The 17,336-nt window shown below is 69.0% G+C and carries 17 protein-coding genes; 6 read left to right on the top strand and 11 right to left on the bottom strand.

Going from position 1 to position 17,336, the window contains the following annotated elements; translation table 11 throughout:
• Positions 1–5: 5 nt before the first annotated feature.
• Positions 6–1,193, top strand: coding sequence for an 8-amino-7-oxononanoate synthase (locus ACLJQ7_RS38680; protein ID WP_410653152.1), 1,188 nt, complete (start codon positions 6–8; stop codon positions 1,191–1,193).
• On the opposite strand, the gene ACLJQ7_RS38675 is transcribed toward ACLJQ7_RS38680, so the two are convergent.
• Together ACLJQ7_RS38675 and ACLJQ7_RS38670 are read right to left on the bottom strand one after the other, a co-directional pair.
• Positions 1,159–1,635, bottom strand: coding sequence for a GNAT family N-acetyltransferase (locus ACLJQ7_RS38675; protein WP_410653151.1), 477 nt, complete (start codon positions 1,633–1,635; stop codon positions 1,159–1,161). The genes ACLJQ7_RS38680 and ACLJQ7_RS38675 overlap by 35 nt on opposite strands.
• Positions 1,636–1,675: 40 nt before the next feature.
• Positions 1,676–2,509: a S1 family peptidase gene (locus ACLJQ7_RS38670; protein ID WP_410653150.1), complete on the bottom strand. Its 834-nt coding sequence runs from the start codon at positions 2,507–2,509 to the stop codon at positions 1,676–1,678.
• A gap of 256 nt (positions 2,510–2,765) precedes the next feature.
• Here ACLJQ7_RS38670 and ACLJQ7_RS38665 point away from each other — a divergent pair, with 256 nt between their 5' ends.
• Together ACLJQ7_RS38665 and ACLJQ7_RS38660 are read left to right on the top strand one after the other, a co-directional pair.
• Positions 2,766–3,530 (top strand): M15 family metallopeptidase, encoded by a 765-nt coding sequence (locus ACLJQ7_RS38665; RefSeq protein ID WP_410653148.1) that lies wholly within the window; start codon positions 2,766–2,768, stop codon positions 3,528–3,530.
• Between the two features lie 75 nt (positions 3,531–3,605).
• Positions 3,606–5,000, top strand: coding sequence for a mycothione reductase (locus ACLJQ7_RS38660; RefSeq protein ID WP_410653147.1), 1,395 nt, complete (start codon positions 3,606–3,608; stop codon positions 4,998–5,000).
• Positions 5,001–5,115: 115 nt separating this feature from the next.
• On the opposite strand, the gene ACLJQ7_RS38655 is transcribed toward ACLJQ7_RS38660, so the two are convergent.
• Both ACLJQ7_RS38655 and ACLJQ7_RS38650 read right to left on the bottom strand, forming a co-directional pair.
• Positions 5,116–5,586: a hypothetical protein gene (locus ACLJQ7_RS38655; protein WP_410653146.1), complete on the bottom strand. Its 471-nt coding sequence runs from the start codon at positions 5,584–5,586 to the stop codon at positions 5,116–5,118.
• A 90-nt stretch (positions 5,587–5,676) separates the two neighbouring features.
• Positions 5,677–6,924: a CynX/NimT family MFS transporter gene (locus tag ACLJQ7_RS38650; protein ID WP_410653145.1), complete on the bottom strand. Its 1,248-nt coding sequence runs from the start codon at positions 6,922–6,924 to the stop codon at positions 5,677–5,679.
• Between the two features lie 48 nt (positions 6,925–6,972).
• Between ACLJQ7_RS38650 and ACLJQ7_RS38645 the strand changes: the two genes are divergently transcribed.
• Entirely contained in the window at positions 6,973–7,662 is a 690-nt protein-coding gene (locus ACLJQ7_RS38645) for a FadR/GntR family transcriptional regulator (RefSeq protein ID WP_410653144.1), read from the top strand.
• A 62-nt stretch (positions 7,663–7,724) separates the two neighbouring features.
• Here ACLJQ7_RS38645 and map read toward each other — a convergent pair whose 3' ends face one another.
• The 6 genes from map to dxr all read right to left on the bottom strand — a co-directional run bounded on the left by map (position 7,725) and on the right by dxr (position 15,197).
• Complete coding sequence (gene map, locus ACLJQ7_RS38640) at positions 7,725–8,582, bottom strand: type I methionyl aminopeptidase (protein ID WP_410653143.1); 858 nt, start codon at positions 8,580–8,582, stop codon at positions 7,725–7,727.
• Between the two features lie 23 nt (positions 8,583–8,605).
• Entirely contained in the window at positions 8,606–10,411 is a 1,806-nt protein-coding gene (locus ACLJQ7_RS38635) for a penicillin-binding transpeptidase domain-containing protein (RefSeq protein ID WP_410653142.1), read from the bottom strand.
• Positions 10,412–10,460: 49 nt separating this feature from the next.
• Complete coding sequence (locus ACLJQ7_RS38630; protein ID WP_410653141.1) at positions 10,461–11,315, bottom strand: GNAT family N-acetyltransferase; 855 nt, start codon at positions 11,313–11,315, stop codon at positions 10,461–10,463.
• Positions 11,316–11,479: 164 nt separating this feature from the next.
• Entirely contained in the window at positions 11,480–12,631 is a 1,152-nt protein-coding gene (ispG, locus tag ACLJQ7_RS38625) for a flavodoxin-dependent (E)-4-hydroxy-3-methylbut-2-enyl-diphosphate synthase (RefSeq protein WP_076155264.1), read from the bottom strand.
• Positions 12,632–12,749: 118 nt separating this feature from the next.
• Entirely contained in the window at positions 12,750–13,988 is a 1,239-nt protein-coding gene (locus ACLJQ7_RS38620) for a M50 family metallopeptidase (protein WP_410653140.1), read from the bottom strand.
• A 3-nt stretch (positions 13,989–13,991) separates the two neighbouring features.
• Positions 13,992–15,197: a 1-deoxy-D-xylulose-5-phosphate reductoisomerase gene (gene dxr / locus ACLJQ7_RS38615; protein ID WP_410653139.1), complete on the bottom strand. Its 1,206-nt coding sequence runs from the start codon at positions 15,195–15,197 to the stop codon at positions 13,992–13,994.
• A 95-nt stretch (positions 15,198–15,292) separates the two neighbouring features.
• Here dxr and ACLJQ7_RS38610 point away from each other — a divergent pair, with 95 nt between their 5' ends.
• Positions 15,293–15,562, top strand: coding sequence for a DUF2631 domain-containing protein (locus tag ACLJQ7_RS38610; protein WP_126736056.1), 270 nt, complete (start codon positions 15,293–15,295; stop codon positions 15,560–15,562).
• A 45-nt stretch (positions 15,563–15,607) separates the two neighbouring features.
• Here ACLJQ7_RS38610 and ACLJQ7_RS38605 read toward each other — a convergent pair whose 3' ends face one another.
• A complete protein-coding gene (locus ACLJQ7_RS38605; protein ID WP_410653138.1) occupies positions 15,608–16,183 on the bottom strand; it encodes a hypothetical protein in 576 nt (191 codons plus the stop codon).
• A 211-nt stretch (positions 16,184–16,394) separates the two neighbouring features.
• Between ACLJQ7_RS38605 and ACLJQ7_RS38600 the strand changes: the two genes are divergently transcribed.
• Complete coding sequence (locus ACLJQ7_RS38600; RefSeq protein WP_410653137.1) at positions 16,395–17,069, top strand: peptidylprolyl isomerase; 675 nt, start codon at positions 16,395–16,397, stop codon at positions 17,067–17,069.
• Positions 17,070–17,336 lie beyond the last annotated feature (267 nt).

The following is a 17,336-nucleotide window of genomic DNA, read 5'->3' as shown; positions in this document are numbered from 1 at the left end:
GGGACGTGACTTCTTCCGGCCCCGCTTCCCAGAACCTCCCGCCCGACCAGGTCTTCGACTGGCTCGACGTGGAGGCGGAGAAGCGGGCCGAGGCCGGGCTGGTGCGCAAGCTGCGCATCCGGCAGGCGCAGGAACCGGAGCTGGATCTCGCGGGTAACGACTACCTCGGGCTCGCCAGGGACAAGCGCGTCGCCGGTGCCGCCGCCGCGGCCGCGTTGCGCTGGGGCGCCGGGGCCACCGGCTCCCGGCTCGTCTCCGGCACCACCGAGGTCCACGCCGAACTCGAGCACGAACTCGCCCGCTTCTGCGGCACACAGGCCGCGCTGGTCTTCTCGTCCGGCTTCACCGCGAACCTCGGCGCGGTCACGGCGCTGTCCGGCGCGGATTCCGCGATCGTCACGGACAAGTACATCCACGCCTCGCTGATCGAGGGCTGCCGCCTGTCCCGCTCGGACATCGCCGCCGTCGCGCACAGCGACCCGAGCGCCTTCAAACACGCGCTCGCGACCCGCCGTAAGCCGCGCGCGCTCGTCGTCACCGATTCGGTGTTCTCCGTCGACGGCGACATCGCCCCGCTGGAGCAGCTCGCCGGTGTCTGCCGGGAGCACGGCGCCTCACTGCTCGTCGACGACGCGCACGGCTTCGGTGTCCTCGGAGAGGGCGGCCGCGGCGCCGTCCACGCGGCGGGACTCTCCGCCGCGCCGGATGTCGTCACCACGATCACGCTATCGAAATCCCTTGGGGCACAAGGCGGAGCGGTACTCGGACCGCGTCGGGTGATCAAGCATCTCGTGGACACCGCACGCAGCTTCATTTTCGACACCGGTCTCGCGCCCGCCAGTGCCGCCGCCGCGCTGGCCGCCCTCAGCGCGTTGAAGGCCGAGCCCGAGCTGGCCACCAAGGTGACCGAAGCCGCCGGAAATCTCGCGATGCAGCTGAAATCCGCGGGTTTCCGGGTCGGTCTTCCGGACGCCGCGGTGATTTCGGTACAGGCACCATCCCCGGAATCGGCCGTCGCGTGGGCGGCCGCGTGCGCCGATCAGGGCGTGCGGGTCGGCTGCTTCCGCCCGCCGTCGGTACCCGACGGCATCTCCCGCCTGCGCCTGACCGCGCGGGCCGACCTCACCGAGGCCGACGTGGACCGCGCGGTCGGGGTGATCACGGCCGCGGCGCCTCCCGGCGCCACATCGTGATGTGCGGGATCCCGTCTTCCATGAACTCTTCGCCTTCGACCACGAAGCCGTACTTGGCGTAGAAATCCGTCGCGTACGTCTGTGCGTCGAGGACGCACGGCGCGTCCCCGATCCCCGCGAGCGCGGTCTCCATCAGCCGTCCCGCCAGTCCCTTGCCGCGCGAGCGGACGGCCGTGCACACCCTGCCGATGCGGAAGGTGCCGCCGGCGTCCTGCAGCACCCGCAGGTACGAATCGACGGCGACCGAACCCCCGATCCAGAGATGCCGGGTGCCGGGCAGCAGGTCGCGTCCGTCGATCTCGTGATAGGCGCAGTCCTGCTCGACGACGAACACATCCACGCGCAGGCGGAGGATGCCGTGCAACTGCGCGGCGGTGATCTCGTCACCGGCAACGGACAGCGGGAACGACGAGGTCTCGATGATCGGGGTGTCGGTGCTCACGTCCCACTTGTTAGCACATCGGACGTGAAGAAGGCACCGATCAGCCGATCAGGCTCCGGTTCTTCTGCTCGGAGATCTCGTTGGAGAAGTGGGAGACACGGGTGTAGACGCCGGGTTTGCCCGCCTTCGCGCAGCCTTCGCCGAACGACACGATCCCGATCAGCGTGTCGCCCACCATGAGCGGTCCGCCCGAATCGCCCTGGCAGGCGTCGATGCCGCCTTCGGGGTAACCGGCGCACACCATGTCGCTCGGGTCATAGCCCGAGTACGCGGTGCGGCAGGTCTGGTCGCTGACCACCGGGACGACCGCGCTGCGCAGGTAGTCCGACCGCGCGCCTCCGTCGGCGACCCGGCCCCAGCCGAGGACGGTCGCCTTCGTGCCTTCGCTGTACAGGTCGGCGGCACCGTTGTCCGCAACCTTCGCGGGCCGGTACGGCAACTGGCCGCTGACCGTCATCACCGCGATGTCGTCTCCCTTACTGGGCTCACCGCTGTAGTCGGGGCTGACCCAGATCCGCGAAACCCGCAGTTCCACGCCCTCCCGTGAGCGCTTGTCGTCCCGCCCCGCCACCACGCGGACATCGGCGCGTTTGACCGCGACCGCGCAGTGCGCCGCCGTCGCGACCGTCGTGGAGCTGACGATCACCGCGCCGCAGAACTGGTTGCCGGCGCGATCGGCCAGGTAGACCGCGTACGGGTGCTGCGAAACCGAAGCTTTGCCACCGCCCACGATCCTCGGCTGGGCCGCCTGATCCGGGCCGGTCACCGAACTGTCGTCCGCCGACGCGCTGGTGACCGCGACCGGCACCATCACGGCCGTCGCGAGCACCGCGCCGACCGCGAACAGCAGGGTGCGACGTGACTTCTTGGGCATGTTCTGTCCCTTCACCGGGGCGTACGTACGGTCAAACCCTGGGAAGTCATTCGACTCCAGCGCGTACACGAGCGATCGCAAATACCCTAATCGCAGAATGCTCGATGCGGTGTCACTGAAACGGGTGGATCTGTGCTCACCGAACGCATCTGTCACCCTGGACCTCGTGCGGGCTACGGCGACGATTCTGGCGGCTACGGCCCTTCTGCTCTCCTCGTGTTCGAGCCCGGCCCCGCCCACGCCGTCCACCCCCGCTGTGACCAGCGCGCCCGCCGAAACCTCTTCGGCGGCAACGTCTCCGACGACCTCGGCCCCGCCGCCCGCACCCGTCTGGCAGGTCGGCGCGAAGCCGCTTCCCTTGCGCGGCGACGGTTTCGGGCAGATCCTCCCGACTCCTCCCGTGCTGGCGAACCGTTCCCTGCCGACCACCGACCTGCTTCCGCCCCCCGCCGGGAACCGGTTCTCGGGCACGGTGAATCCCGTTCCCGCCGACGTGCTCGCGCGCAGCACCTGGCAGGCGGGCTGCCCCGTCTCCGCAGGCGAACTGCGTTATCTCACGCTCTCGTTCTGGGGTTTCGACGGCCGCGCGCATACCGGGGAAATGCTGGTGAACGCGTCGGTGGCGAACGCCGTCGTCACCGTATTCAGGCAATTGTTCGCCGTGAAATTCCCGCTCGAGGAAATGCGCGTGACCGCTCCCGCCGAACTCACCGCTCCCCCGACGGGTGACGGGAACAACACCAACGCCTTCGTCTGCCGTCCGGCGCGCGGCCAGAAGAACTGGTCCGCGCACGCCTACGGGCTCGCGATCGACGTCAACCCCTTCTGCAACCCGTACACCAAGGGCGACCTCGTGCTGCCCGAGCTCGCGTCGGCGTACCTCGACCGGGGGAACCGGCGGCCGGGGATGGTCACCGCCGGCGACCGGACCGTGGCCGCCTTCTCCGCGATCGGCTGGACCTGGGGCGGCACCTGGACGACGCCGAAGGACCTGATGCACTTCAGCGCCAACGGGCGCTGACCGGGAACAACCGGCCGCCGTGACAAGTTGGCTAGAGTCGGAACCACCCGCTCCCCCGCCGCAAAGGAAGACAGCGTGCCCCACTACGACCTGGTGATCGTCGGTACCGGATCGGGTAACTCGATCCTCGACCCGCGTTTCGCGGACTGGAACACGGCGATCGTGGAGAAGGGCACGTTCGGTGGGACCTGCCTGAACGTGGGCTGCATCCCGACGAAGATGTTCGTGCACGCCGCCAACGTCGCGGCCACGCCCGCCACGTCGTCGAAATTCGGCGTCGACGTGGAGCTGACCGGGGTCCGCTGGCGCGACGTGCGCGACCGGATCTTCGGGCGGATCGACCCGATCGCCGCCGGCGGTCGCGAGTACCGCGTCCAGCACGAGGACAACAAGAACGTCACCGTCTACGAGGGTGAAGGCCGCTTCACCGGGCACAAGGAGCTGCGGGTCGGCTACTCCGACGGCCGCCCCGCCGAGACGATCACCGCCGACAGGTTCGTGCTGGCCGCGGGCGGGCGTCCGGTGATCCCGGACGTCCCCGGCCTCGCCGAAACCGGCTACCACACCTCCGACACGGTGATGCGGCTCGACGAGCTGCCGTCGAGCATCGTGATCCTGGGCGGCGGATACATCGCGGCCGAGTTCGCGCACGTCTTCGCCTCGTTCGGGGTGAACGTTACCGTGGTCAACCGATCCGGCGCGCTGCTGCGCTCGGAGGACGACGACGTCAGCGCCCGCTTCACCGAACTGGCCGCGCAGCGGTTCGACGTCCGGCTCGACCGGAAGACCGTCCGCGCGCGCAAGACGGCGTCGGGCGTCGCTTTGGACCTGGAGGGCCCGGAAGGCGCCGAAACGGTCGAGGCCGACGTGCTGCTGGTCGCCACCGGCCGCAAGCCGAACTCCGACCTCCTCGACGTCGCCGCCACCGGCGTGACCACGGGTGAGCGCGGGCACGTCGTGGTCGACGAGTACCAGCAGACCGTGGTCGACGGGATCTACGCGCTCGGCGACCTCTCGTCGGTCTTCGAGCTGAAGCACGTCGCGAACCACGAGCAGCGCGTCGTGCAGCACAACCTGCTTCACCCGGACGAGCGGATCGAGGCCGATCACCGGTTCGTCCCGCACGCGGTGTTCACCTCGCCGCAGGTCGCTTCGGTCGGGCTGACCGAACGCGAGGCGCGCGAGCGTGGCGTGTCGTACGTGACGTCGCACCAGGACTACGCGGGTATCGCCTACGGCTGGGCGATGGAGGACACGACCGGCTTCGCGAAGCTGCTCGCCGACCCGGCCACCGGGCAGCTGCTGGGCGCGCACATCATCGGCCCGCAGGCGTCTTCGGTGATCCAGCCACTGATCCAGGCGATGAGCTTCGGTCTCGACGCGAAGAGCATGGCGCGCGGGCAGTACTGGATCCACCCGGCGATGCCGGAACTGGTCGAGAACGCGCTGCTGAACCTTCCGCTGGACTGAGGTCCGCCGCAACCAGTCCTCTAGTTGCGGCTTCCTTGGGCCTGCCCGTGCAATGAAGGGGCCTTTCATAGCAAAATTTGCTATGAAAGGCCCCTTCATTGCACGCTGGGCGGCCTCACACGACGCGTCCGCAGTTGCGGGCCCCGTTCCGCACAGCGAGCTCGCTCGCCGCGTTCATCCGGGTGTCCGAGATCCCCATCAAGGTGGCCGAGCGGGCCCCGTCCGCCGAGAACCGCTCGCCCGCCTCGACGTACCGGCGGACGGCCGCCAAGAACTCCTCCCGCGCCGATGCCGCCCCTCCCGGCACCGTGCGGACCCCCGTCGCCCCCTTGAGGATCTCCTTGGCCTCGTCCACCCTCGTCGCGATGAAGTGCCGCCACTTGCGCTGCTCCGTCGCGACGTCCCCCTCCGGGTCCGGCCAGTAGCGCTGAATCGCCCTGCTCTCCGCCCCCACCTGTACGCACACCCGGTCCACGGCGCGGTAGAACTCATGCGGCGAGACCGCGGCCGCGGGCCGCGACGGCGCCGATACGCATACCGCGGCGAAACACGCCAGCGCCGCCCCGTACGCCAGTCCCTCCACCACGCCGACCCCCAGGCCCGAGTTTTGAACAGGTTCAACTCGGTCAGGCTATGGCTCCGCCCATGGCTGGGTCAAGACATTTTTTGAACGCGTTCAGACGAAGCGGCGGCGACCGGCCAAGGCGCCGAAGGTCATCTGCGCGGCGAAGACGACGAGCATCATGATCCAGGGCACGGTCCAGGCGTGGGTGAGGTCGTGAAGCAGCCCGAAGAGGAATGGCCCGACGGCCGCCATCAGGTAGCCGATGCCCTGCGCCATCCCCGACAACCGCGCGGTGTCCTCGCCCGTGCGCGCCCGCAGCGCGATCACCGTCAGCGCGAGCGAGAAGACGCTCATCCCGAGCCCGATGAGGATGCACCAGAGCAGCGGCGAGACGGACGGCGCGACCATCATGCCGACCATGCCGACGAAGCCGAAGACGCCCAGCCCGACGATCCACGGGCTCTGGCTCTTGTGCCGCGCGGCCATCGGGGCCACCACGAGACTGATCGGGACGGCGATGAGCGAAATCAGCCCGAGCAGCAGACCGGAGTCACCCTTGCTCACCCCCGCGTCGATCATCACTTCCGGCAGCCAGCCCATCACGACGTAGGCCAAAAAGGCCTGAGTTCCGAAGAAAAGCGTGACCATCCACGCAAGGGGGCTACGCAGGAGCGATCGCCCGCTACCCTGCTTGCCTGCCTCCGCAACGGGCGCACGCCCCGCACCGCGGGCTGCGAGAATCCAGACGAGGAGTGCGAGCACCGCCAATACGGACCAGGCGCCGAGACCTTGGCGCCAGCCGCCGAACGCGTTCTCCAAGGGAGGGGTGAGCGCGGACCCCAGGGCGCCCCCGCCCTGCAGAGCGGCGGTGTACACGCCGGTCATCATGCCGACACGTGCCGGGAAGGAGTCCTTGATGACGACCGGGATCAGTACGTTCGCCAGGGCGATTCCCGCCGTGGCCACGAGGGTTCCCCCGAGCACGACGTACGGTCCGTCGAGCACGCGCAGCACCAGGCCGACGGCCAGCACCGAAAGCGCGGAAACGATGGCCGCGCCGATGCCGAACCGGCGGGCCAGCAGAGGCGCGGCGAGACCGGCGGCGGCGAAGCAGAGGCCGGGGAGCGTGGTGAGCACACCGGCCCAGGTCGCCGTGGCGCCGAGGTCGTCGCGCATTTCGCCGAGGATCGGGCCGACACTGGTGATGGCCGGGCGCAGGTTGAGCGCCACCAGGATCACCGCGACACCGAGCAGCACGCCGCCGGTGATCACACCCGGCCGCCACGCCGTTTCGATCGAGCCTTCGAGTTCGAGGCTTTCATCGAACGGGGAAGCGGGTTTTCGGGAGTCGACACGCACGTCGGCTAGTATCACATACATAGGATGATTGGATGAAGGGACAACGCTGTGCCATTGGCCACCACGCGCCGTGCCGGCCTGGTCGATCAGGTCATCGAGCAGCTGCGTGACGCCGTCACGCAGGGAGAATGGCCTATCGGTCAGCGGATTCCGACCGAACCGGAGCTGGCAGGACAGCTCGGCGTCGGGCGCAACACCGTCCGCGAGGCCGTTCGCGCACTCGCGCACACGGGGCTGCTCGAGGTCCGGCAGGGCGACGGGACCTACGTGCGGGCGACGAGCGAGGTCTCGGGCGCCATCCGGCGGTTGTGCGGTTCGGAACTGCGCGAGGTGCTGCAGGTGCGGCGCATCCTCGAGGTCGAAGGCGCCCGGCTCGCGGCCGCGTCGCGGACCGACGAGGAGGCCGCCGAACTCAAGACGCTGCTCGAACGCCGCAACGCCGAGCTGCGCGAGGGCCATTGGGAGGATTTCGCCCGCCTCGACGCGGAATTCCACTTCGCCGTCGTCCAAAGTGGACACAACACCCTGCTGACCGAGATGTACCGCGGGCTCACCGAGGTGATCACGGCCAGCGTGGCCGCCACGTCGAACGTGACGCCGGGGCGCGAGTACCTGCCGGAGATAGGGCACGAAGGCCTCGCCGAGGCCATCGCCGATCGCGACGCCGACCGGGCCGCCACCGAGGCGTGCGGTTTCCTGGACGAACTCCTGGCCAGGGTGGAGCAGGACGAGAGCTGACCTTGAAGTACATGAAGGCCCCCTTCCTTGCGCCTGGCGCAAGGAAGGGGGCCTTCATGTACTTACGGCAGCGTGAGGATTTCGGCGCCGTCCTCGGTCACCACGAGGGTGTGCTCGAACTGGGCCGTCCACTTCTTGTCCTTGGTGGTGACGGTCCAGTCGTCGGCCCAGATGTCGTAGTCGATGGTGCCGAGGGTGATCATCGGCTCGATCGTGAACGTCATGCCCTGCTCGATGATCGTGTCGACCGACGGCTCCTCGTAGTGCAGGACGGTCGGCGCGGTGTGGAAGGCCGGGCCGACGCCGTGACCGGTGAAGTCACGCACGACGCCGTAGCCGAACCGCTTCGCGTACGCCTCGATGACGCGGCCGATCACGTTGAGCTGCCTGCCGGGGCGGACGGCCTTGATGGCGCGCATGGTCGCCTCGCGCGTGCGCTCGACCAGCAGCCGCGCCTCCTCGGAGACGTCACCCGCCAGGAACGTCGCGTTGGTGTCGCCGTGGACGCCGCCGATGAACGCGGTGACGTCGATGTTGCAGATGTCGCCGTCCTCGATCACCGTCGAGTCCGGGATGCCGTGGCAGATCACCTCGTTGAGCGAGGTGCAGCACGACTTCGGGAACGCGCGGTAGCCAAGGGTCGAGGGGTACGCGTGGTTGTCCAGGAGGAACTCGTGGATCACCTTGTCGATGTCGTCGGTGGTCGCACCGGGCTTGACGGCCTTGCCGCCCTCCTCGAGCGCCTGCGCCGCGATCCTGCTCGCGACCCGCATCGCCTCGATGACCTCGGGCGTGCGAACTCCGTTGCCCGTGTCGCGTTTCGGCGCCGGCCGGTCGACGTACTCGGGACGGGCGATGCCGGCGGGGACGACTCGCCTCGGCGTCTGGACGCCGGGCTTCAAGGGGGATCGAACGGACATGAGCCCAGCCTACGACCTGGCGGCTAACCGAGCCCCGCCAGGAAGCGCTGGGCGGCCTCGACCGCGGGCTTGGACGTTCCCGCGTCGGTCGTCAGCACCGCGAAGGCCAGGTCGCCGGTGTAGCCGACGAACCAGCCGTGTGCACGCGTGCCGTCGCCGAACTGCGCCGTCCCGGTCTTGCCCCGGACGTCCGCCAGGGGCTTGAGCAGCGTCGCCGTGCCGTCGGTGACGACCTCGCGCATCATCCCGCGCAGCGCGTCGAGCACCTCGGGCTTGATCGGCTTGCCGAGCCCGGACGACGTCGTGGCCATTCCCCGCACCAGCGTCGGCACCGGGACCTTCCCGGACTGGACCGTCGCGGTGGCGACCGCCAGCCCGAACGGGCTCGTCACGACGGTCCCCTGCCCGAACCCGTTCTCCGCCCGCTGCGCGACGGTGTTCGCCGGCGGGACCGAACCGGTGATCGTGGTCAAGCCGGGGATCACGAAGTCGGCACCGACGCCGAGGTCGCGCGCGGCGTCGGTCAGCGCGGCCGGCGGCAGATCGGTCGCGAGTTTCGCGAACGTCGTGTTGCAGGATTTGGCGAACGCCGTGGACAGCGGGACGACACCGAGCGCGAACTTGCCCTCGTTCGGCACCGTCCGGTTTTCGAACGTGGCCGTGCCGGGACAGTCGACGGGGCTGTCCGCCCGGACCGAACCCGCGGTCAGCCCAGCGACGGCGGTGGCCATCTTGAACGTGGAGCCCGGCGGGAACCGGCCGGTGAGCGAGATCGCGCCCTGCGGGTCGGCCGGGGCGTTCTGCGCCACCGCCAGCAGTTCGCCGGTCGACGGCTGGATCGCGACCAGCGCGGAGGCGGTCGGGACCGAGGCGAGCGCCCGCTCCGCCGAACCCTGCGCCTTCACGCTGAGCGTGCTGACGACCGCGGGCGCGGGCTTGGGGTTCTCGGAGTGCAGGTCGATGATCTCGCCGCCACCCGTGTCGAGCGTGACGACGCGCCAGCCCGCCGAGCCCTCCACCTGGTCCTCCACGAGCGACCGGACCGCGGGCAGCACCTGCTTGCCGAAGTTCTTGTCGTCGGGCAGCAGCCTTTCCTGCTGGCTGAACCGGACGCCGGGCAGGTCGTAGATCTCGGGTTTCACCTCTTGGTAGCTGTTCGCCCGCAGGCTCACCACCGGATAGCCGGAGCCGGGTTTGAGCGTCTTCACCCCGTCGCGGATCGACTGGCCGGTCACCGACGCCTCGAACCGGTTGAGCGCCGCGCCGAGTTTGTCGGTGACGGCCACCAGGTCGCCCGCCTTGGCCGGGTCGAGCACCACGCTGACGACCGTCTGCGGGCGCAGCAACGGCGTCCCGTCGCGGTCGAGCACCGGCGCGAGAGCCGGCGGATCGGCCTTCAGCGCGATGCTCTGCTGCGCGGCCAGCTGCGGATGGAGCGCCGTCGGCAACCAGCGCACCTTCCAGCCGTCCTGCGTGGAATGGACCTGCGCGTCGGCCCGGTACGTCCAGTTCCGGCCGCGCGGCAGCTTCCAGGTGAGCTGATAGGTCGCCGTCCCGTTGTCCGCCCCGGACGAATGCCGGACCTGCTTGTCTACGATGGTGATCGACTCGGGCGAAAGCGCTTTCCGAACCATCTCCAGCGACGAGCGCGCGGCCTCCGGCGAATCGGTGAAGGCGGCCGCGGCGGCGGCGTCCCCGGAAGAGAGCCCGCCGAGGAAACCCGAGACGGCGTCCTCGGGACCCGAATCGGCGAAGAGGCCGCACCCGGCGGCCGAGAGGCCCACAACCCCCGCGAGCACGACGACGGCAAAACGACGACCTGCAGGCATGCTTCGAATCCTGCCAGCCCCGGCCCGTTCCGGCCGGACGCGACACGGTCTAGAAGAGAACGGTCGCGTACCGGCCGACCTGCTGGAAGCCGATCCTGCGGTAGGCGGCGAGCGCCGGGCTGTTGTAGGCGTTGACGTACAGGCTCGCCGTGCGGCCCATCCCGCGGACGAGCCTGGTCACCACGGACGCCGTCCCGGCCGTGCCGAGCCCGCCGCCTCGGCGTTCCGGATGCACCCAGACGCCCTGGATCTGGCCGACCGTCGAGGACATCGCACCGATCTCGGCCTTGAAGACGACCTCGCCGTCCTCGAACCGCGCGAACGCCCGGCCGCCGGCGATCAGCTCCGCGACGCGGGCGCGATACCCGGCGCCACCGTCACCGTTGCGGGGGTCGACGCCGACCTCCTCGACGAACATGGCGATCGCGGCCGGGAGATATCGGTCGAGTTCCTCCGGGCGTACCGCGCGGACCAGCGGATCGGCGGCCACGGCCGGGACCCCGTCGAGCGCCAGCAGCGGCTGGTCGTGCCGGACTTCGCGGGCGGGGCCCCATTCCGGCTCGAGTTCGTCCCAGAGCCCCAGCACCTGCTCGGACGGGCCGACCAGTGACGAACAGGTCCGCTGGCGCCGCAGGGCGCGATCGGCGAAGGAACGCAGAGCGGAGGCGTTGCCGCGCAAGGGGATCAAGTTCGGCCCGGAGAAGCACAGCCCCTGGAGCCTGCCCGCGCGAACGGGACGGGAATCCGCGGCCCAGAGCTCACCACCGAGCCGCCAGGGGTCGAGACCCGCCGTCTCCACCCTGGCACTCACCATGCAGCTGCCGACCGGGTCTGTGGCGAGCGCGGCACGGACCGCGGGATAGTCCCGATCATCGAGCAGCCGTGCACCTGCAAGCCGCAACACCACTCCAGGGTGCCAGATCGGCGGCTTAAACGGAACGCAAGCTTTAAGACACGCTGAGAGAACTTCGGCAGGTCGGGCCCCACAAGCGCCAGGAAAGGTCCTTTCCTGGCAAAATTTGCGAGGAAAGGACCTTTCCTAGCGTGGTCTCGACCACTCGGGCGGACTCAGCCGACGGTGACGGTCGGCTCTCCCTCACCGATCGTCTGACCCGACTCCTCGGCGATGCGCATGGCCTCTTCGATCAGCGTCTCGACGATCGCGTGTTCGGGCACGGTCTTGATGACCTCGCCCTTGACGAAGATCTGGCCCTTGCCGTTGCCCGAAGCGACGCCGAGGTCGGCTTCGCGGGCTTCGCCGGGCCCGTTGACGACGCAGCCCATGACCGCGACGCGCAGCGGGACCTCCATGCCCTCCAGCCCGGCGGTGACCTGCTCGGCGAGGGTGTAGACGTCCACCTGCGCGCGGCCGCACGAGGGGCAGGAGACGATCTCGAGCTTGCGCTCCTTGAGGTTCAGCGACTGCAGGATCTGGATCCCGACCTTGACCTCTTCCACCGGCGGCGCGGACAGCGAAACGCGGATGGTGTCGCCGATGCCCTGCCGCAGCAGCGCGCCGAAGGCCACGGCCGATTTGATGGTGCCCTGGAACGCCGGGCCCGCCTCGGTGACGCCGAGGTGCAGCGGGTAGTCGCACTGCTCGGCGAGGATCTCGTACGCACGCACCATGACCACCGGGTCGTTGTGCTTGACGGAGATCTTCACGTCGTAAAAGTCGTGCTCGGCGAACAGCGACGCCTCCCACAGCGCCGACTCGGCCAGCGCCTCCGGGGTCGCCTTGCCGTACTTGTCCATGATCCGCTTGTCGAGCGAACCCGCGTTGACGCCGATCCGGATCGGGGTGCCGTGGTCCTTCGCGGCCCGCGCGATCTCCTTGACCTGGTCGTCGAACTTGCGGATGTTGCCCGGGTTCACCCGGACCGCCGCGCAGCCCGCCTCGATCGCGGCGAAGACGTACTTCGGCTGGAAGTGGATGTCGGCGATCACCGGGATCTGCGACTTCCTCGCGATGGCGGGCAGCGCCTCGGCGTCGTCCGCGGACGGGCACGCGACGCGCACGATGTCACAGCCCGCAGCGGTCAGCTCGGCGATCTGCTGCAGCGTCGCGTTGACGTCGGAGGTGAGCGTGGTGGTCATCGACTGCACCGAGATCGGGTGCTCGCTGCCGACGCCGACCGGCCCGACCTGCAGCTGTCGGGTCTTGCGACGCTCGGAGAGGACGGGAGGAGGAAGCGCTGGCATACCTAGAGCGACAGTCACGCCTTCAAGCGTACCTACCCCGATCGGCGGACATCCACGACGTCAGCCGTCACGGTGAGCAGCATTACCTGGGCAGCCCAACGGTGCTGACAGCGCGCTCCGGCACCGGCCTCCCGCGTCACTGAAACAGCTTGACCGGGTTCACGATGTCGGCGGTGACGGTGAGCAGAGTCACCGCGCCGCCGATGAACACGAGCACCATCGTGACCGCGGACAGCTTCGTGTAGTCGACCGGACCACCCGCCGCCTTGCCGCGCAGTTTGCGGAACCAGTCCCGCACCCGCTCGTACCAGACGACCGCGATATGCCCGCCGTCGAGCGGGAGCAACGGCAGCAGGTTGAACACGCCGATGAAGAAGTTCAGGCTCGCCAGCAGGAGCACGAAGATCTCCCACAGACCGCGTTCGGCGGCCTCGCCACCGATACGGCTGGCACCGACCACGCTGACCGGCGTGTTCGGGTCGCGCTCGCCGCCGAAGATGGACTCCACCACCGCGGGGATCCGCGACGGGAACTCGATCAGCCGCTTGGCGGTCTCGGAGAACATCGTGCCGGTGAAGCTGACCGTCGCGCCGACCGCGTCGACCGGGCCATAGGTCGCCACCAGTGTCTTCGGGACCGGTGAGGCGCCGATCATGCCGACGTCCTTGACGGTGGTCTTGTTCTCGCCGTCGGCGACCAGGCGCTGCACGCGCGGCACGTCGACGGTCAGGTTGAGCCGCTGCCCGCCGCGCTCGACCACGAACGGAGTCGGACCGCCGGCGACCTGGACGGCCGCGAGCACGTCGGTCCAGTTCGGCGTCGGCTTGCCGGCGACCGACACGATCCTGTCACCGGCCTGGATACCGGCGGTCTTCGCCGGGGTCGGCGCGTCCGCCGGGCAGCTCGTGTCGTTGAGCTGCTCCATCGTGGTGGCCGTACGGGCACAGGAGGTGGCGTTGATCACCGGCTGGGTGGGAGCGGCCTGCGCCTCGGGGTTCGGCAGGCCCATGGTGATGGCCATCAGGTAGAGGATGATGAACCCGAGGATGAAGTGCATCGCCGAACCCGCCGACATGACGACGGTGCGCTTCCAGGTCTTGAAGCGCCACATCGCGCGCTTCGACTCTTCCGGAGTCACCTCGTCGAGCGCGGTCATGCCCGCAATGTCGCAGAACCCGCCGAGCGGGATCCACTTCACGCCGTACTCGGTCTCACCGCGGCGGAAGGAGAAGATCGTCGGCCCGAAGCCGATGAAGTAGCGCCGGACCTTCATGCCGAATGCTTTCGCCGCCCACATGTGGCCGGCCTCGTGCAGCGCTACGGACAGGCAGATACCCAGCGCGAACAGCACGATCCCGAGAATGAACCAGAGCACGCGCTACTTCCCCTTACCGATCAGCGCACCGGCACGCGCGCGAGCCCAGCGCTCGGCAGCTAGTACGTCATCAACGTCGCGAGGTTCACGACGCCATTCGTCGGCGGCTTCCACCACCTGGGCAATAGTGTCCACAATCGAGGTGAAGCCGGTGTTCTGTGCCAGGAAGGCGGCCACCAGTTCCTCGTTCGCCGCGTTGTAGACGGCCGGGACGCAGCCGCCGACGGTTCCGGCGTGCCTCGCCAGCTCGACGGCGGGGAACGCGTCGTTGTCCAGCGGCTCGAAGGTCCAGCTCGCGGGCTTGTCCCAGACACACGCGGCCGCGGCGCCGGGCACACGATCCGGCCAGTGCAGGGCCAGCGCGATCGGCAGCCGCATGTCGGGCGGGCTGGCCTGGGCGATCGTCGAGCCGTCCACGAAGGTCACCATCGAATGGATGATCGACTGCGGGTGGACGACCACGTCGATGCGGTCGGTCTCGATGTCGAACAGGAGTTTCGCCTCGATCAGCTCCAGTCCCTTGTTGACCAAAGTGGACGAGTTGATCGTGATGAGCGGACCCATCGACCAGGTCGGATGCGCCATCGCCTGCTCGACGGTGACGTCGGCGAGTTCCTCGCGCCCGCGGCCGCGGAACGGTCCGCCCGACGCGGTGAGCACCAGCCGGGCGACCTCGGACTCGCGGCCGGCGCGCAGGGCCTGCGCGATCGCGGAGTGCTCGGAGTCGACCGGGACCAGCTGGCCGGGTTTGGCCGCGGCCAGCACGAGCGGCCCGCCCGCGATCAGCGACTCCTTGTTGGCCAGCGCGAGCGTGGCGCCGGTGGCGAGCGCGCGCAGGGTCGGCGGGAGCCCCTGTGAGCCGGGGAGCGCGTTGAGCACGACGTCGACCGGGGTGGCGTCGATCATCTCGACGACCGCGTCGGCCCCGGCGAAAATGCGCGGGAGTTTGAAGTCGCCACGGTTGTAGCCGCGCTTCTGCGCCTCGGCGTACAGCGCGAGCTGCAGATCTTCCACGGCCGTCGGCCTGCTGATCGCCACGGCGTCGACCTGGTGCGCCAGGGCCTGCGCGGCCAGCGCGGCGGGGTCGGAGCCGCCCGCGGCGATCCCGGCGACCCGGAACAGCTCCGGGTTACGGGCCGCGACGTCGAGGGCCTGGGCGCCGACCGATCCGGTCGAACCGAGCACGAGCACACTTCGCGAGGTAGTCATCGGGTCTCATTGTCGCTTGGGGCCCGTCGGGCGCGTGCAGCCAGGTGTGGGATCATTCGCGGGCAAGCGAACCATCGGGTTTTGAGGAGTTGATCGTGGCGAGCAAGGCGGTCGAAAAGCGCGGCCGGGTGGGCGTCGACACCGTTGACCCCCGCGACGAGCCGTCGGCCGAGTGGGGCTGGCACGGTTCCTTCCCGAAGGCGACGCGGATCGCGGGCTGGCTGACCGCGATCATCCTGCTGGTGATGCTGTACGGCAACCACCACGGCTGGACCGAAAACCTGTGGCTGATCGGCCTGTCCCTGCTGCTCGTGTTCGGCCTGGTGCTGGACATCCGCAAGCAGCGCACGGCCTGGCGCAAGTAGCTTTTTCACGGCTCAATGGCCCCTGTCCACCTTCGTGGGCAGGGGCTATTGGCCGTTGTGGGTCCACAGCTCGCCGACGATCTTGACCGCGTCGCCCGCCTCGACCCCGTAGCGATGCCGGTACTTCGCCGCCGGCCGCTGGACGACCGCGGCGACCTCTCCGATGGCGACGTTGTTCCAGGTGTCGTTCGGGTAGAACTGCCGCATCACGGCGAGGAACCTGCCGGTCGCCCAGACCGGGTCGGTCCGCTGCTCGAAACTCCCCCAGCTCGCGCGCTGCTGGAAGAGCCCGACCGAGTCACCCAGGCCGCCGTCGAGGTTCGCGACGCTGGACTCGACGATCACCGTGGCGATCGCGATGGCCGCCGCGCGATCGTTGAACCCCGCTCTCTGGACGGTCTCGACGATCACTCTGGCGCACGACGTGTTGTACGGGTTCATGTAGCCGCGCATCTTGGTGGCGAGTTGCTGGTTGAGGCTTTTGGCGGCGTCCGCGTCGTCGGCCGTCGCGCCGGCTTGGACGCACGGTAAGGCGACGTGTTCGACCTGGTCCGGCCGGATCTCGGTGGGCGGGAGCAGGACGAGGGAGAGGGCGAGGGCGAGGTACGTGGCGGTGAACATGCGGCTCCCGGTGGGTCGTGGGTGGCGATTCGTGTTTCTAACCCGAATCGCCACTCACGACCACCTGAAGCGGTCGTGGCGAGCACCAAGGTAGTGAAGGCCTCCTTCACTACCTTCAGCGTAGGCAAGGAGGCCTTCACGGACCCGAGCAAGGGCAGCACCCGCGTGAACCGCTACCCGACGACCATCCTTTTGGGTTAGGTTCCCCCTCATGAAGCTGCGCTGGGGTGTCACCGCTGTCGTTTCCGCTCTCGCCGCCGTCCTGCTGCCCGGTGTCGCCACCGCCGCGCCCGCCCCGGCGTCCCTGCCGATCGTGCGCTGCGAGTTCACCCCGACGCCGGAAAACCCCGCGGCCCGGCCGGTCCTGCGCCCGCTCCCCTTCGCGTTCACGCGCGGCACCGTCGACGTCACCTTCCGCTTCAACTACGGCCCGGTGACCGTGCGCCTGAACCGCGCCGGCGCCGCTCCGTGCGCCGTCCACAACCTGGCAAGCCTGGCCCTGCAGCGCTTCTACGACCGCAGCCAGTGCTGGCGCCTGACGAACTCGTCGCGCCTCGGCGTCCTCCAGTGCGGCGACATCTACGAAGCCGAGAAGGGCGGACCGGGCTACAAATTCCCGGACGAGGTCGACGGCACCGAGATCTACGAACGCGGCACCATCGCCATGGGCAACCAGGGCCCCGGCACCAACGGCAGCGAGTTCTTCATCGTGCACTCGTTCGCGAACATCCCGAAGAACTACTCGGTGATGGGCAAAGTCGTGCGGGGCATGGAGGTACTGGACCGGATCGTGGCGAACGGCATCATCCCGACGGATCCGAACGGCCCGCAGGACGGGTTGCCCGCAAAGCCGGTGAAGATCCAGAAGGCGACCGTCCGTTTCTGAAGCCGGTTCGGAAAGCGGTCTGCATGCCTTGAGCGGCGGCGTTCGCGCACGGAAATTCGGGCGCTATTTGAGGGGTAAGACATACGTGCCGTGTCATGACAAGCGGGCCGCTCACCGCGCCTACCCGATGACCGTGACGCAAAACGGCGATCACGGCCACGCTAGCGTTTACAGGGCAGCCTCCCCACACCACCTTCGCCCTACTTTAAGAATCCGAATCGCCACTCACGACGTTTCTCCGCGCGGATTTCGGGCAGCGATCGACAT

Source organism: Amycolatopsis sp. cmx-4-54 (assembly GCF_046548895.1).
Lineage (GTDB): Bacteria > Actinomycetota > Actinomycetes > Mycobacteriales > Pseudonocardiaceae > Amycolatopsis.
This window is presented reverse-complemented; position numbering and strand designations above follow the sequence as displayed.

Excerpts from the sequence above, each read along its gene's own strand:
- ACLJQ7_RS38605 (WP_410653138.1), bottom strand. The coding sequence starts at position 16,183 with ATGTTCACCGCCACGTACCTCGCCCTCGCCCTCTCCCTCGTCCTGCTC.
- dxr (WP_410653139.1), bottom strand. The coding sequence starts at position 15,197 with ATGACTACCTCGCGAAGTGTGCTCGTGCTCGGTTCGACCGGATCGGTC.
- ACLJQ7_RS38600 (WP_410653137.1), top strand. The coding sequence starts at position 16,395 with ATGAAGCTGCGCTGGGGTGTCACCGCTGTCGTTTCCGCTCTCGCCGCC.
- ACLJQ7_RS38635 (WP_410653142.1), bottom strand. The coding sequence starts at position 10,411 with ATGCCTGCAGGTCGTCGTTTTGCCGTCGTCGTGCTCGCGGGGGTTGTG.
- ACLJQ7_RS38670 (WP_410653150.1), bottom strand. The coding sequence starts at position 2,509 with ATGCCCAAGAAGTCACGTCGCACCCTGCTGTTCGCGGTCGGCGCGGTG.
- map (WP_410653143.1), bottom strand. The coding sequence starts at position 8,582 with ATGTCCGTTCGATCCCCCTTGAAGCCCGGCGTCCAGACGCCGAGGCGA.